Genomic DNA, 15,464 nt, shown 5'->3' with positions numbered 1-15,464 from the left:
CAATAAACGCGGACAAGTGATTTGGCATTCCCGTCTCGAGGAACTGCATACGCGGATTTGCATCGCCCGATGAACCGGGCGCAATATATTGCATGCCAATTCCGCAGAACGGTGTCGCCGTGGACCGATCGCTTCTCCGTGACGACGTCTACCGGCGCCTGCGCGACGCCATCGTCGACGGCACGTTCGTGCCGGGGGAGCAGCTCAAGGACGGTGATCTTGCGGAGTGGCTCGGAGTCAGCCGGACTCCTGTGCGCGAGGCGCTGCTCCGCCTCGGGGCGAGCGGGCTCGTCGTCGCGGTGCCTGGCCGATCGACGACGGTCAGCACCATCGACCCGCGGGCGGTCCGGGATGCGCGTGACGTCCTCGCCGCGATGCACGGGCTGGCGGTGCGCGAAACAGCGGGCCGACTTCCCGAGGAGGAGGTGAGCCGGATGCGCGATGCGAATCGCCGCTTCGCCGAAGCGCTGTCGGCGGGCGACGTCGCCGCCGCTCTGGACGCCGACGAGGAACTGCACAGGGTGCCCGTGGCTGCGCTGGGCAACCGTGCGCTCGAGGCGGTCCTGGAGCAGTTCGAGCCATTGGTGCGGCGGGCGGAGCTGCTGCGGTTCAGCGGTGACGGGCGCACCCCTGTGGAGCGGCATGACCGGCTGATCGAACTCCTCGCCGCCGGCGACGCGGAGGGGGCGGCGTCGGTGAACTTCGACATCTGGCACAGCCTGCCTGCGGATGATCCCGCCGCCGAGCGGTAGCCGCCCGAATCGATCGACGTCGGTCGTATCAGAACGGACCCACCGCGACTCCTCGCACTGATGGCAATCGCCGTCATCCATCGCAAGAAGAACCCCACGCCGGGTAATCGGCACCACTTGTGGCCGATTCGCCCCAGGACTAACGTGTCGCTCGTCGCGGCAGGGCCCGCGGTGGTGGGGGACACCAGGTTCGAGGAGGACCGGTATGTCCGTGCGCCACAACATCCCCAAGCTCGGCATCGTCGCACTCGTCTCGGCGGGACTGATCGCCTCCGGGGCCGTCAGCCCGGCGATCGCGGCTCCCGATGAGGACGCGGGGCCCCCTGGAATATCCCTCGACCCGGCGAGCGGCAGGGTGGTCGCCGATCCGACAGGACAACCGTTCACCGCGGCAAGCGAGTCTTCTCCCGCAGACGTCGCTCTGGGCTTCGTGCGAGGGAACGCCGCCGATTTCGGTCTGACGGCCGACGCGGCGGCGCAGCTGTATGTGCAGAAAGAGCTCTCGCTCTCGACCGGCGCAACGTCGGTGCACCTCGGCCAGCGGGTCGACGGGCTCCGGGTGCGTGATGCGGTCATGACGGCGGTCGTCGGCGCCGATGGCGCGCTGATCTCGGCGGCGGGATTCCTCGCACCGGGCGACGGCACGGGCACGACGGCGAAGCTCACGGCGCAGAGGGCGCTGGATGTCGCTGCCGACGCGCAGGACGCCGAGGCGAGCCGGCCACTGCGTGAGGCCGCCACGAAGACCGCCGCGCCCCGCGAGTATCCCAACGTCTACGCCGAAGGGGTGACCCAACCGGCGCCCGTGACGGCCGAGCTCGTCTGGTACCCGGACGCGAAAGGCACCGAACTGCGGCTGGCCTGGCTCACCGACATCGAATCCTCCGACCAGGCGTGGTTCGAGACGGTCGTGGACGCCACCACCGGCGACATCCTCGACCAGCGCAGCCGCTATGCGCACGCGGCGCCCGGGGGCGACGTGTTCCGCGAGCAGCACCCCGAGGCCACGGGCGCCGTCCGCCAGGCGACGTCGTTCTCGGGCATCAACGGCACGTGGGTCGCCGACCGCACCACGAGCGGCAACAACGTCAACGCCTACCTCGACCGCAACAACGACAACTCGAACAACGAGTACCAGCCTCAGACGCCCGCGAACGGCGACCCCGGATTCCAGGAGTTCGACTACGCGTTCACGGATGCCTGGCGCACCACCGCAGACGTGGACTCCGTGCCCGCGCTCGACGCCGACCGCGATGCGATCATCACGCAGCTCTTCTACTACACGAACGTTCTGCACGACTGGCTCTATACCCACGGATTCGACGAGGCGAGCGGCAACTTCCAGGTCGACAACTTCGGCAACGGCGGGAGCGGCGGCGACGCCGTGCTGGCCGAAGCCCAGGACGGCTGGGACATGGGCTGCGTCAACCAGATGGGCACACCGGATGACCCGTCCGACGACGTCCCGATCCGCTGCCTCAACAACGCCAACTTCGGCACCCCGGGCGACGGAGCGAGCCCCCGCATGCAGATGTACATGTGGGCCGAACCGGACCGCCCCTTCCGTGACGGCGACATGGACGGCGACGTCATCGCGCACGAGTACGGGCACGGTGTCTCGAGCCGCCTCGTCGGCGGCGGCACGCTGGGCTACGACGGCGGCGACCAGCGCGGGGCCCTCGGCGAAGGCTGGAGCGACGTCGTGTCGTACCTCAAGTGGGGCGACGCGGTGGTCGGCGAGTACGTGACGGACAACGCCACGACCGGCATACGCTCCGTCGCGTACGACAACTCGAACCTCACTTTCCAGAACTACAACACCAACTCGGTGAGCGGGCACGGCAACGGCCAGATCTGGGCCTCCGCGGTCTACGACATCCGCGCGCAGCTGCCAGGCGGTGTCGAGCCGATGGCGACCCTGGTGCTCGATGCGATGAAGGCGACGCCGGCGAACCCCACGTTCATCGATGCCCGCAACGGGCTCCTGACCGCTGACGGCGGGGCCAACAGGTGCCTCATCTGGTCGGCCTTCGCTGGCCGTGGGCTGGGTGTCGACTCGACGACAGGCGTGGATACCGTTCCGACGGCGAGCGCGGCCATTCCGCCCGAGTGCGAGCCGACCGCCGACGCGGGCGGACCGTACGTGACGCCCGAGGGGACGGATGTCGCGCTCGACGGAACCGGGTCAGCCGGCGGCAGCGATCCGAGCGCGGGTGCGATTACTGCCCATGCGTGGGATCTCGACAATGACGGGCAGTACGACGATGCCACCGGCGCCACCCCGTCCTTCACGACGGTCGGACAGGACGGCGTGTTCACCATCGGGCTCGAGGTGACCGACGCGTTCGGCAACACCGCGACCGACGCGAGCACGGTCACGGTGACCAACGTGGCACCGACGGTCACCATCGACGCGATCGCGCCGATCGACGAGTTCGGCACGGTGACCATCACCGGCACGGTGACCGACCCGGGCTGGCTCGACGACCTGTCGGCGACCATCTCGTTCGACGACGGGGCGCCTGCCGTCGCGGTGAGCGGAGCGGAGGAGAATGCGCGGCCCGATGCCACGATCGCCTTCTCGGTGCAGCACCAATACGGCGACAACGGCGACTTCACGGTCGAGGTGTGCGCCGCTGACGACGACACCGTCGACAACTGCGACACCGAGGTCGCCGCCGTGGCGAACGTCGCACCGGCCGCGACGATCGACACGTCCGGCGAGCAGGTGTACGACGGAGTGAGCGCCTTCATCCTCGAGGCGGGGGAGGAGCTCACCGTTCCCGCCGGATCCACCGACCCCGGCAGCGACGACCTCACGCTCACGTGGGAGTGGGGCGACTCGTCGTCCGACTCGGTGACATCGCTGGTGAATCCGCCCGCGAGCGACCCGGCGAAGTCCCCGTCCGTGCAGCCGCGTGACATCGCACTCGAGGCGAGCCACACCTACGGTGAGGCGTGCTTCTACGAACTCGGAGTCACCGCTGAGGATGACGACGGGGGAGCGTCGGCCACCGACACGGCCGCCGTGCTCATCACCGGGAACGCCACTGTGTCGAAGGGGCATGGTTGGTGGCTGAACCAGTACCGCGTCAAGTCCTCCAACGACTTCACGCCGGCCGAGCTGCAGTGCTACCTCGACATCGTGGGGTATCTGAGCCTGGTCTTCGATGAAGAGACGGATGCCTCCACCCGGTCCGCGGCGACGCTCGTGCTCAACAACCCGGCGAAGTCCCCGGCGGGGGTGATCTTCGACCAGCATGCCCTGGGCGCCTGGCTGAACTTCGCCAACGGCTCGGTCAGCCTGAGCACGCCCGTCGACACGGACGAGAACGGCACGCTCGACAGCACCTTCGGGGCGGTCATGCTCACGGCCGAGACCGTCAGGGTGAACCCGGCATCGACCAGCGCCCAGATCAAGGCGCAGAAGGACATCGTCGAGCGGATCGCCGTCCAGAGCGGGGACTGATCAGGCATGCTGCGGTGGGTTCCCGCGCTCGCCCTCGTCGGATTGCTGACGGGGTGCGCGAGCGCGGGGCCCGCTGCGCAGCCTGGAGGAACCGTGTCACCGCACCCGACCCCATCCCCGGCGAGCTCGGCCGTCCCGGCACCGCGTTTCGTCGGTCCGTCCGACAACGGGCAGACCTATGCGATGGCCGTCGGACAGACCACGACGCTTCGCATCAGCGATCCCGATGCGGCCGAGCCCGAGGCGGAGGGTACGGCGGTGCTGCTCATCGCCGTCGCCAACGTCACCGACAGTGGCGCACGCGAGTGGGAGGTGCGAGCGGTGGAGCCCGGCACGTCCACCATCGTCGGCGCCGGCAAGGATGCGTCGTGGGAGATCACGCTCGTCGTCGAGGACTGAGGTCCACGACCCCGTGTGTCGGCCTCGACGCAGTCCTTGCCAGGGACCGCACGGCGCGGAGGGCGGATCGGCGAGCAGGCCGCTCGGCCGAGGTCAACGGCCTGGCGAGACGTCGTGTGCGCCACCTACTCTTCCCGCATGAGAGATCGGTTGGCACCGCTCGCGGTTTTGCTCCTGCTCGTCACGGGATGTTCCGACCTCGAATCGGGCGGCTGCGGAGCCGACGCCTCGCCTGCATCCCCGGCCGAACCGGAGGCGGAGCAGGGTCAGGCGGGCCTCGATCCACCGGACGCTCACGAGGCGGCGAGCCGCGACGACGACTCGCCGGCACCACTCACCGTCGCCGTGATCGGTGATGTCCCCTACGGCGTCGAGCAGGAGGAATCGGTCGGCCTTCTGGTCGACGCGATCAACGACGACCCTTCCGTGCGGCTGGCCATTCACCTCGGGGATGTCAAGAGCGGCACCACGGCATGCACCGACGAGCGTCTTGTCGCCGCCCTGGCGACCTTCGACTCCTTCGAGGACCCCGTGGTCTACACGCCGGGCGACAACGAGTGGACGGACTGTCATCGCGCTGACGCCGGCGGCTACGACCCGCTGGAGCGCCTCGCGGCGGTCCGGGCCACCTTCTTCGCCGAGCCGGGCTCCCTGCTCGGCGGCCCGCGAACGAGCGTCGAGTATCAAGCGGAGCTGGTCGAGAACGTCAGATGGATCCAGTCGCGGGTCGCCTTCGCCACGCTCCACGTCGTCGGCAGCGACAACGGCCTCAGCGCGTGGACCGGCGACGGCCACATCGTCCCGACGAAGGAGCAGACGCAAGAGGTCGACGCCCGGATCGCCGCCGTGCTCGCGTGGATCGACGAGACGTTCGCGGCCGCTGAACATCGGAACCTCCGCGGGGTGGTGCTCGCGATGCAGGCGGACACCTGGGACCCGCTGCCGAGCAGCGGCCAGCGCGCTGTTGTGGACCGGATCGCCGCCTGCACCGCAGCGTTCGACGGGGAGGTGCTGGTGCTCCAGGGGGACTCCCACACCTACGTCGTCGACAATCCACTTGCCCTGGCGAACTTCACGCGCATCGTCGTGCACGGCGAGACGCTGCCATTCGAGTACCTGCGCTTGACGATCAACCCGGGTCGCGGTGAGCTCTTCGCCTGGGAGCGAGTCCCGGTGGCGAGTTGATGCGGCTGCTTCCGCGCAGCCGCCGGAATGCGGGCAGCAGGCCTACGCTCGTGGTGTGCTCACCGACCGTGACATCGCCCGCTGGCGGCTTCACTCTCAGCATCTGGCCGCTTCCGTCGATGGAGCGGAGAACGTCGTGCGGTCGCTGCTCGCCGTGCAGGCGGAGAACCCGTCGCAGTCGGCATGGGCCGTCGCGACCCGCACTCGCGAACCGCACCAGGCAGACCTCGCCGGACTGTTGGCGAGCGGACGCGTGCTGAGGACGCACGTCCTGCGCCCAACGTGGCACTACGTGCACATCGACGACGTGCTGTGGCTGATCGAGCTGACGCGGGACCGGGTGCTGCCCACCGTGGATCAGCAGCTCGCCCCGCTGGCCGACCGCATGCCCGCCCTCGCCGATGCCGTGGTGGAAGTCCTCACCGAGCTCCCCGACCGGACACGCGGCGAGCTTGCGGAATCCCTCGCCCAGCGTGGTCATGAGCTGACCGGGATGCAGTTGATGCTGCTCGCGGGTCATCTCGAGCTTCACGCCCTGATCTGCAGTGGCGCGCCGCGTGGCGCAGAGCATACCTATGCTCTGTTCTCGGACCGGGTCCGTGCACCACGTCGGCTGGAGCGTGACGAGGCGCTGGTCGAACTCGCGCTCCGCTACTTCGCCTCTCATGGACCCGCCACGGCGCGCGACCTCGCGTACTGGGCGACTCTCACGCTCACCGATGTGCGCCGCGGGCTGGCCGGTGCCGGCGAGCGGCTCGAATCGTTCGAGCACGGCGACCGCATGTACTGGCACGCGCCGGGCGAGCCGCCCGCATCCGCGTCTCCGCCAGGCCACCTGCTGCAGGTGCTGGATGAGATGTACCGCGGCTACCAGGACTCGCGCTGGGTTCTCGACGCGGACGGGCTGCTGTCGCGGGGGCGGGAGACCGCGATCGGGATGGCCCTCGTCGACGGTCAGGTGGTCGCCGCCATGAAGCGGACGGTCACCGCTCGGGCCGTCACGTTCGAGCTGCGGCCGCTCCGGCCGCTCGATCCGGAGGAGGCGGAGGCGATCCAGAATGCCGCGGCGCGCTACGCCCGCTACCTCGACCTCGAGCTGCGTCTCGCAGGGATGCTGGGTTAGACCGCGTCACGTCGAACCGATCCGCGCCCCAGGTGTTGAGGCACCTTTTACGCCTGTTCTTCCCGTTTGGCCATGGGGTCGCCTGTCGCCTGGCGCGTGCATACCGTGATCCCGTGCGACCAGCACGGTCGCGCATCGAAACCCGAATCGATGAGGACAAGGAGCAGAAATGTCTGCAACATGGGACGCGTGGAACTACCGTGAGTCGGCGGCACGAACGGCGGGTTCCGGTCTGGTGGGCTACCGCGTGCACGCCACCGACGGCGACATCGGCAAGATCGACGATGCCAGCGATGAGGTCGGCACCAGCCGGATCGTCGTCGACACCGGTCCGTGGATCTTCGGCCGGAAGGTGGTCCTTCCTGCCGGAACCGTTGAGCGGGTAGATGACACCGAGCAGAAGGTCTACGTCGACCTGACGAAGGAACAGATCAAGAACTCCCCGGAGTGGGACGAGTCCAGCACGATGGACGACTCGGAATACCGAAACCGCCTCGGATCGTATTACGGAGGCTTCTACAGGTGACCGGATGGGTGCCCGGCTCCGGCCGGGCACCCACGGCGTCATCGCCGATGCCGATCGACCGAAACGAGCCGACCGGGCTGAAGTCACACCGGCCCGAAGTGGTGCCGGTGATCGCCAGGAGTGGTGTTGAGGCGCCGCCGGAAGGCGCGGTTCAGGGTCTCGGGGGCCCCGTAGCCGCACGCGCGTGCGATCTCCCCCATGCCCAGGCGTGTCGTTTCCAGCAGGCGGCACGCCGCCTCCATCCGCACCGCCTCCACGTGCTCGGCCGGCGTGATTCCCACCTCGGCTTTGAACAGACGGCTGAATTGACGATCGGACAGGTGGGCGCGAGCCGCCATTGCGGGGATCGAGAGGTCGGCGGTCAGGTTTTCGGGTATCCAGGTGAGCAGGTCGCGGATGGGCTCGTCGTTCGCCGTCTGCGCGGCGAGCACTGCCGAGAACTGTCCCTGTCCACCGGAGCGTCGCAGATAGACCACGAGGCGCTGGGCGACGGTCGCGGCTGCCCTGCGTCCGTGGTCGTCGGCGACCAGGGCGAGTGCGAGATCGATTCCGGCCGTGACGCCGGCAGAGGTCCAGACGTTGCCGTCCTGCACGTAGATCGCATCCGGTTCGACGGAGATCGTCGGGTAGTCGCGCTCCAAGTCCGCGCACTCGGCCCAGTGCGTGGTCGCGCGCCGCCCATCGAGGAGTCCGGCCGCGGCGAGCAGGAACGCACCGGAGCAGACCGACGTGACTCGGCGCGACAGCCCCGCCAGGCGTTGGATGTTGCAGATCAGCTTGGTGTCGGCCGTGGCCTCATCCATGTCCCGGCCACCGGAGACCACCAGCGTGTCGATGCCCGCCACCACCTGGTCGATCGGTTCTGTCGCGAACTCGAGGCCACTGGTCGAGAGGACCGGGCCTCCGTCCGTGCTGACCAGCTGGGTCGCATACCTGGGTATCGGAAGAAAGCGCGATGCGGTGGAGAAGACCTCGAGTGGGCCGGTGATATCGAGGATCTGGGCGGAGGGGAATCCGACGATCACAATGCGCGGTTCGCTCACGGTGCTTCCTCGATGGCCGAGATCGTCAAGAGCGTGTCCTAGGGGGCTGAGCGACGAAATTCTACCGTGGAGTGATATCCGAGAACACGACTCGAGGCCACCTGGGCAGCTCGTCCTGCACCGGTCTCGGGGAACGTGGATCGTGTCCGAACTCCTGCAAATGAATCGAGTCTTCAATGAGTCAAGTGACCGAACCGGTCGCCTCCCCGGCTGCAGCACCGGTCCCCTCCCCGGGTGCAGCAACGGATGACGGCAGAGGGCTCGTGCGGCCCCGCGCCGGCGGCTGGCGCCGCGTCGCGCGCGCGTCCGGCATCGCCGTCGCCGCGCTGCTGGTGTTGGTGATGGTCGCCGCACTGATCAACGGCGCCTCGGAGCGGGGTGAGCGGCAGGCCCTTCCGGCCTATGGCGAACGGGTGGCCGTCTCCGGCGGTCACCTGAACGTCTATCGACAGGGCGACTCCGGGCCGACGATCGTGATGCTCGGCGGCTACGGGACGGCCGCCCCGGCTCTGGACTTCGCTCCGCTCATCCGTGAGCTCCACGAGTACCGGACCGTCGTGGTCGAGGGATTCGGCTACGGCTACAGCGACACCGAGGCGCCTCCGCGCACGATCGAGAACATCACCGCCGAGCTCCATGAGGCGATCACCACGCTCGATCTCGACGAACCCTATGTCCTCCTCGGGCACTCGATCGCCGGAATCTACGACCTGTACTACGCCAACAGGTACCCCGACGAAGTGTCGGCCGTGATCGGGGTCGATGCGTCGGTGCCCGGACAGATGAACGGCCTCGCCGGCCAGGACAACCCAATCAGCCGACTTCTCGCCAGCTCGGGGCTGCTGCGCGTCGCGACGACACTGATGCCTTCGCTGGCGGAACCGGACGGTACCGCCTACGCGGGGCGGGAGCGCGAGCAGATGCGGACAATGATGAACTGGAACTGGGCGAATCCCGCCATCCTCGACGAGGCGAAGCAAGGGGCGCGCAACTTCTCCGTCGTGGAGGACATCACCTACCCCGAAGACATCCCGCTCCTGTCCTTCATCAAGAAGGAGGGCAGTCAAGCCGGTTGGCGGATGCTGCACGCCAGGCAGCTCGAGAACCGCGCGCACGGCGACCTGGTCGAACTCGACGGCGGCCACTACCTGCACTGGACCCATGCACCTGAGCTTGCGGAGCGGATCGACGAGTTCCTCGACGGCTTGCCCGGCAATCGATGAACGGCGACAACCCACTCACCGCTCGCCCCGCGTGCGGCACGGGCGTCGCAGAAACCGGTGCCGCGCGACTATGCTCCCGGTACTGCAGGGCTCCCGGTAGTGGAGGGCTCCCGGTACTGGAGGCGATTGCAGATGCGTGACACCCGTACCCTGCCGCTGGTTCTCACACTGGTCTCGGCGCAGTTCGTGGTGATGCTCGACTCCAGCATCCTGAACGTCGCGCTGCCGTCGATCGCGACCGAACTCGACCTTTCGCCGGTGGGAACCGCGTGGGTGCTGAACGCGTACTTCCTCACCTTCGGCGGCCTCCTGCTGATCTCGGGTCGCGCCGCGGACGTCTTCGGGCGGCGTCGGATGTTCCTCCTCGGCGCCGGCGTGCTCGTCGCCGGCTCGTTCCTAGGCGGGTTCGCGACAACCGACGCCGTGCTGATCGCCGCACGGCTGGTGCAGGGCGTCGGCGCGGCGATGCTGAGCCCGGCCGCCATGTCGGTCATCCTCGCCCGCTTCACCGGCCCGGGCCGGGCGCGGGCGATGAGCGGCTGGGGTGCCGCGTCCACCGTAGGGGGAGCGGCCGGCGTCACCGTCGGCGGACTCCTCACGGCGGCATTCGGCTGGCAGAGCGTGCTCTTCGTGACCGGAGCGGTCGCGGGCGCCATTGGCGTTGCGGGCTGGGTGCTCCTTCCCCCGGGACCCAAGGGGGCGCGTCGCCCGTTCGATGCCACCGGCGCGACGCTGGTCACCGGCGCGGCCGTCGCCGTGGTGTTCGGAGTGCTGTCCGCGCCGCACAGCGGGCTGCTCTCGGTAGAGGTCCTCGGTGCGGCTGCCGTCGCCGTCGCGTGCCTGATCGGGTTCGGTCTGCTCGAGCAGCGGGCGGCCGACCCCATCCTGCCCACGCGCCTTCTCCGCGACGCCCGGGTCGGCGGTGGGGTGGGGGTGAACCTTCTCGGCGGGGCGTCCCGGGTCGCATGTTTCGTGCTGGTCGCCCTGCTCCTTCAGCAGGTCCTCGAGTACGGGCCGGGGATCGCCGGTCTGGCCATGCTCCCCACGTCGCTGGCGGGATTCGCGATCAGCATCCTCGTGCTGCCGACGGCTCTGCAGAGGCTCGGACCCCAGAGAGTGGCGGTTCTCGGACTCCTGCTGCTGACCGTTGCGCACCTTCTGCTCGCCACGGTCGACAACGGCGACTCGTACGTGCTGCGCATCCTGCCGGCGCTCGTCATCGCCGCCGCGGGCGTCGCCTTCAGCTTCACCCCGACCACCCTCGTCATCGCCGAAGGCATCGCCGCCCGCAACTCGGGCGTCAGTTCCGGCCTCGCGTCTTCGACGGCCCAGATCGGTGGGGCGATCGGGATCGCGGTCTTCGGGGCACTCGACGCCGCCCGCCGCGCCGACGTCCTCCAGGCAGGGGGCACAGCGCTCGCAGCCGCCGAAGCGGGTCTGCAGGCCGCGAATCTCGCGGCCGCGATCGCCGCCGCCGCCGCGGCCGTTCTCGCCGTCCTCGCCTTCCCCGAACTGCGCGGACTGCTGACAGGTCGGCGGCGAGGCGTCGAAGCGGAAGCGGGTAGCTGACGGATCAGCGATCGATCGACTGCATGTTCGAGTCGTCGTGTCGCGCTCCCGCCGCCGGCTCCAGCGCGTTCAACCGGTCGATCTGAGACGGTGTCAAATCGATCGCGTCAGCGGCGGTGTTCTCCTCTACGCGCTCGACGCGACGGGTGCCCGGGATGGGCGCGATGTCATCACCCCTGGTCAAGATCCATGCGAGCGCCGTCTGGGCGGGAGTGGCACCGATCTCGGCTCCGATCGCTCGCACCTCGTCGACGATGCGAAGGTTGCGGGCGAAGTTCTCGCCGATGAACCGCGGGTTGGTCTTGCGCCAGTCGTCGTCGGGGAAATCATCCACCGTCCGTATCCGGCCGGTGAGCAGGCCGTGACCGAGAGGCGAGTACGGCACGAAGCCGATGCCGAGTTCTCGAAGCACCGGGAGGATCTCCGCCTCCACGTCGCGCGTCCAGAGCGAGTACTCGGTCTGGAGCGCGGTGACGGGCTGGACCGCGTGGGCGCGGCGGATGGTCGTTGCCGACGCCTCCGAGAGCCCGAAGTGCAGCACCTTTCCTTCTGCGATCAGTTCCGCCACCGCTCCCGCGGTCTCTTCGATCGGCGTGCGTGAGTCGACGCGGTGCTGGTAGTAGAGGTCGATGTGATCCGTGCCGAGGCGCCGGAGTGATCCCTCGACCGCTGCCCTGATGTTCGCGGCGCTGCTGTCGGTGACCCCCGTGCCGCCTCCGGAATGGGAGACGAGCCCGAACTTCGTGGCGATCCTGACCTGATCGCGGCGGCCCCGAAGCGCGTTGCCGACGATCTGCTCGCTGAGGTACGGGCCGTAGATCTCGGCCGTGTCGATGTGGGTGACCCCCAGGTCGATCGCGCGATGGATCGTGCGGATGGATTCCGCGTCGTCCAGGGCGCCTTCCGACGTGTAGGTGCCGGCCATCGTCATGGCGCCGAGGCCGATGCGGGAGACCTCCAGGCCGCCGAGGTGTGCGTTCTTCATTCTTCCGTCCTTGCTGCCGGCCGCGGAGGCCGACAGTGAGAGTCAACGCTGCCGGAGCGCGTTCAGCGTGGCCCTGTCTATAGGGGTTCCCGCAGGGCCCCCCTTGCCGCCGGCGTTCGGCGTGACTTCGGTGGAGCGGTCGAACGTCGCTCCTCCGGTGGTCGCGCGGAAGGACGCAGCCACGCTGCGGTGCGTTCGGATCCCTACGACTGATACCAGCCGGGGGCGTGGTAGTCGGCGGTCAGGGTGCGCCGCGCGCCGCCTGGAGCCGCCCAGCGCACACCGTTGGCGAGAACACGCTGCACGTCCGAGTGGTGGTACACCGGGAAATCCTGGTCTCCGGGGGAGAAGTAGAAGACGCGTCCGAATCCGCGCGTGTACGTCACCCCGGAGCGGAACACCTCCCCGGCCTCGAAGGTCGAGAGGAAGACGGTCTCTTCCGGTTCGGGGATGTCGAAGTACTCGCCGTACATCTCCTGCTTCGGGATGTGGATGGGGTGCGGAACGCCTTCGGCGATCGGATGCCGCGGCGCGATCGTCCAGACGAGCTCGCGCTCGCCGTCGCTGCGCCACTTCAGCGAGCAGGAGGTGCCCATGAGCCGCTTGAAGATCTTGGAATAGTGCCCGGAGTGCAGCACCAGGATGCCCATGCCGCCGAGGACCGCCTGGTGCACGCGCTCGACCACCTCGTCCTCGACCTTGTCGTGTCCCACGTGGCCCCACCACAGCAGCACATCGGTGTGGTCGATGACCTGCTGAGTCAGGCCGTGCTCGGGCTGCTGCAGGGTGGCCGTCGACACCTCGGCGTCTGGGCCGAGGTGAGAGCGCAGACCATCGGCGATGACGGTGTGGATGCCGTCAGGGTAGTTGGCGATCGCTCTCTCGTCGCCGGTCGTCTCGTGGATGTTCTCGTTCCAGACGAGCACGCGAAGGGCGGAAGCAGTCATGGTCGAACCTCTCTGTCTGTCCGGTAATTCATCACGGCCGCTGAACCGCTTCGACCCGCCCCGATGCCGCGGAGCGTGCAGCCGCCTCCATGAGGGCCAGGCTGCCGAGATTTTCGCGGCCCGTGCTCTCCGGGACGTCCCCTCGCGCCACCGCTCGGGCGAAGATCTCCAGACCCGCGACACGGTCGACCATGTCGGCGGGTTCCAGCGGCACCTTCTTCGCCCGGATCCGGCCGGGACGGCGGATCGTCACGACGTCGCCGGAGGCATCCTCCACCTCACCGCCCGCACGGGAGGTGAAGAAGAGCTCGCCCTGCTCGCCCTGGATGCTCCACTCGCCCGCCCACGCCGTCTCGAGACCTCGGCTGAGCCAGCTGCCGCGATAGCTGACGACCAGGCCGTCTTCCATCTCGATCGTGATGACGGCGGACGCTTCCTCGTCGTACTTGCTGAATGACGGGTCGCCGACCTTCGCGAACACGCTCACGGCCTCGTGCCCGGTGATCATGCGCAGGAGGTCGAAGTGATGGATCGCCATATCGTTGATCAGCGGATGCGGGAATGCGTAGTGCCGGTGGGTCTCTTTGGGCGCGTCATTGTCCCACTTGCGGAAGTCGATGTTGATCGCGGTCAGCTCGCCCAGAACGCCGTTCGCCAAGAGGTTGCGCACGGTCCGCGGGGCGGGATAGTTACGGTAGTTCTGGCTGACCTGCAGGATCAGCCCCAGCTCCTCCGCCCGAGCGGCGGCGGTACGCGCCTCCTCGACGGTGTTGGCGAGGGGCTTCTCGACGAGCACATGCTTGCCCGCTTCGAGCGCCGTCAGGGCGAGCGGGACGTGGGTCGCGACGGGAGAAGTGATGACCACGGCGTCGGCGTCGACCGCGGCCAGAGCGTCGCCCAGCGATCCGAACGAAACGTCGGCGGCCACCCCGATGTCCGCGGCGACGGACTCGAGCGTCGGCCCGTGCGGGTCGACGATTCCGACGACATCGACCGAGGGAACCGAGGGGATGACGGTACGAGCCCAGTTGCCGCCCCAGCCGCCGAGGCCCACGTGAATGATGCGCACCGTCATACGTTCGATCCTTGCATCTGAGCATCACGCCTGTCGAAGCGGCGCTGCCGTGTCGGTGTGTCGCTCTGCGCATGACGGGGTCTGCGCGACTCATCGAGCGCTTATCCGGAACCGCCGGCGACAGGCATCCGGCTCATTGACGCTGTCCGGCGTGCGCCGCCTCGATCTCGGCGGCCCGCCGGCGCAGGATCGAGAGGACGTTCCGGACGGCGAGGCGCTCTGCGACGTCCGGGCGAAGAAGGGCGACGATGTCGCGCTCCGCATCCACCCCCCTCAGGGGCTTCAAAATCACCCGACTCGGGTCGATACCGCCCGAGGTGTAGCGGGGGATGACGGAGATCCCGAGGTCTGCTGCGACGAACGCCTCCACCATGCGGAGGTCGCTGATGCGCTGGTACACAGTGGCGCGGCGTCCGGCCACCTGCTCGATGTCGTGCAGGATGCGCTCGAAAGGGAATCCGACGGGCACCCCGATCCACGGCTCGTCCACGACATCGGCCGGGGTGAGGTAGCTCCTGCCCGCCAAACGGTGATCCCGCGGAAGCGCGATGTCGAGGGGCTCGGTCATCAGCGGCACGGCCCGAAGGCCACGACCGCTCCATGCCCGCGCGCCCTTGAGGGAGTGCGCCAGCACGATGTCGAAGTCCGCGGTGAGCGACGGGAAATCGAGCAGCTCCGCGTCGCCGTCCGAGCACAGCACCACAAGGCCGGGAATGAGCGCCACGTCTCGAAGGACTCCCGGAAGCAGCACCTGGCCCGCCGACGGGAACGTGGCCAGCCGCACCTCGCCGCTCGGGTGGTTGCGGAATTCGTCCCACACGGCGGTCGCGCGCGCGAGCGCCACCGCGACGTCGGTCGCGCTTCTGGCCAGCGCATAGCCTGCGCTGGTGAGCTGGATGCCGCGGCCGCTGCGCTCGGTGAGGGGCACTCCGGCCTCCCGCTCGAGCACCTTGAGCTGCTGCGAGACCGCGGATGGCGTGCGGTGCGCGGCTTGGGCGACGGCGGTGACGCTGCCGCGTTCGGCGAGCTCGCGGAGAAGATCGAGGCGGCGAACGTCCATGTAGCGAACCTACATCCATCATGCATAATCATTCGATTGTGCTGAAGTTTCCGAGGCGCCACAATGGAAGAGTCGAAAGAAGCAACGGGGCTTGAACACATCGACGTA

Annotated in this window: 13 protein-coding genes; 8 read left to right on the top strand and 5 right to left on the bottom strand. The window is 68.5% G+C overall.

The window, feature by feature from the left end; all coding sequences use genetic code 11:
- Window positions 1-119: 119 nt before the first annotated feature.
- From ACPW96_RS01335 to ACPW96_RS01310, 6 genes are all read left to right on the top strand, one after another.
- Entirely contained in the window at window positions 120-752 is a 633-nt protein-coding gene (locus tag ACPW96_RS01335; protein ID WP_425881735.1) for a GntR family transcriptional regulator, read from the top strand.
- Between the two features lie 205 nt (window positions 753-957).
- Entirely contained in the window at window positions 958-4,221 is a 3,264-nt protein-coding gene (locus tag ACPW96_RS01330) for a M36 family metallopeptidase (protein WP_425881734.1), read from the top strand.
- Between the two features lie 93 nt (window positions 4,222-4,314).
- Window positions 4,315-4,620, top strand: a complete 306-nt coding sequence (locus ACPW96_RS01325; protein ID WP_425881733.1) for a hypothetical protein — start codon at window positions 4,315-4,317, stop codon at window positions 4,618-4,620.
- Window positions 4,621-4,758: 138 nt separating this feature from the next.
- Window positions 4,759-5,805: a hypothetical protein gene (locus tag ACPW96_RS01320; protein ID WP_425822411.1), complete on the top strand. Its 1,047-nt coding sequence runs from the start codon at window positions 4,759-4,761 to the stop codon at window positions 5,803-5,805.
- A 55-nt stretch (window positions 5,806-5,860) separates the two neighbouring features.
- Window positions 5,861-6,928, top strand: coding sequence for a winged helix DNA-binding domain-containing protein (locus ACPW96_RS01315; protein WP_425881732.1), 1,068 nt, complete (start codon window positions 5,861-5,863; stop codon window positions 6,926-6,928).
- A gap of 169 nt (window positions 6,929-7,097) precedes the next feature.
- A complete protein-coding gene (locus ACPW96_RS01310; RefSeq protein WP_425881731.1) occupies window positions 7,098-7,454 on the top strand; it encodes a PRC-barrel domain containing protein in 357 nt (118 codons plus the stop codon).
- Window positions 7,455-7,537: 83 nt separating this feature from the next.
- Here the strand turns inward: ACPW96_RS01310 and ACPW96_RS01305 are convergent, their stop codons facing one another.
- The gene (locus ACPW96_RS01305) at window positions 7,538-8,497 is read right to left on the bottom strand and encodes a GlxA family transcriptional regulator (RefSeq protein WP_425881730.1); all 960 of its coding nucleotides are present in this window, start codon (window positions 8,495-8,497) and stop codon (window positions 7,538-7,540) included.
- Window positions 8,498-8,682: 185 nt separating this feature from the next.
- Between ACPW96_RS01305 and ACPW96_RS01300 the strand changes: the two genes are divergently transcribed.
- Window positions 8,683-9,720 (top strand): alpha/beta fold hydrolase, encoded by a 1,038-nt coding sequence (locus tag ACPW96_RS01300; protein WP_425881729.1) that lies wholly within the window; start codon window positions 8,683-8,685, stop codon window positions 9,718-9,720.
- Window positions 9,721-9,852: 132 nt separating this feature from the next.
- Window positions 9,853-11,289: an MFS transporter gene (locus tag ACPW96_RS01295; protein ID WP_425881728.1), complete on the top strand. Its 1,437-nt coding sequence runs from the start codon at window positions 9,853-9,855 to the stop codon at window positions 11,287-11,289.
- Between the two features lie 4 nt (window positions 11,290-11,293).
- Here the strand turns inward: ACPW96_RS01295 and ACPW96_RS01290 are convergent, their stop codons facing one another.
- From ACPW96_RS01290 to ACPW96_RS01275, 4 genes are all read right to left on the bottom strand, one after another.
- Window positions 11,294-12,274 (bottom strand): aldo/keto reductase, encoded by a 981-nt coding sequence (locus ACPW96_RS01290; protein ID WP_425881727.1) that lies wholly within the window; start codon window positions 12,272-12,274, stop codon window positions 11,294-11,296.
- A 203-nt stretch (window positions 12,275-12,477) separates the two neighbouring features.
- Complete coding sequence (locus tag ACPW96_RS01285; protein ID WP_425881726.1) at window positions 12,478-13,221, bottom strand: ThuA domain-containing protein; 744 nt, start codon at window positions 13,219-13,221, stop codon at window positions 12,478-12,480.
- A 31-nt stretch (window positions 13,222-13,252) separates the two neighbouring features.
- Entirely contained in the window at window positions 13,253-14,296 is a 1,044-nt protein-coding gene (locus ACPW96_RS01280; protein WP_425881725.1) for a Gfo/Idh/MocA family protein, read from the bottom strand.
- A gap of 133 nt (window positions 14,297-14,429) precedes the next feature.
- Complete coding sequence (locus ACPW96_RS01275) at window positions 14,430-15,356, bottom strand: LysR family transcriptional regulator (protein WP_425881724.1); 927 nt, start codon at window positions 15,354-15,356, stop codon at window positions 14,430-14,432.
- Window positions 15,357-15,464: the final 108 nt, after the last annotated feature.

It is taken from the genome of Micromonospora sp. DT81.3 (assembly GCF_049847225.1).
Taxonomy (GTDB): Bacteria; Actinomycetota; Actinomycetes; order Actinomycetales; family Microbacteriaceae; genus Microbacterium.
This window is presented reverse-complemented; position numbering and strand designations above follow the sequence as displayed.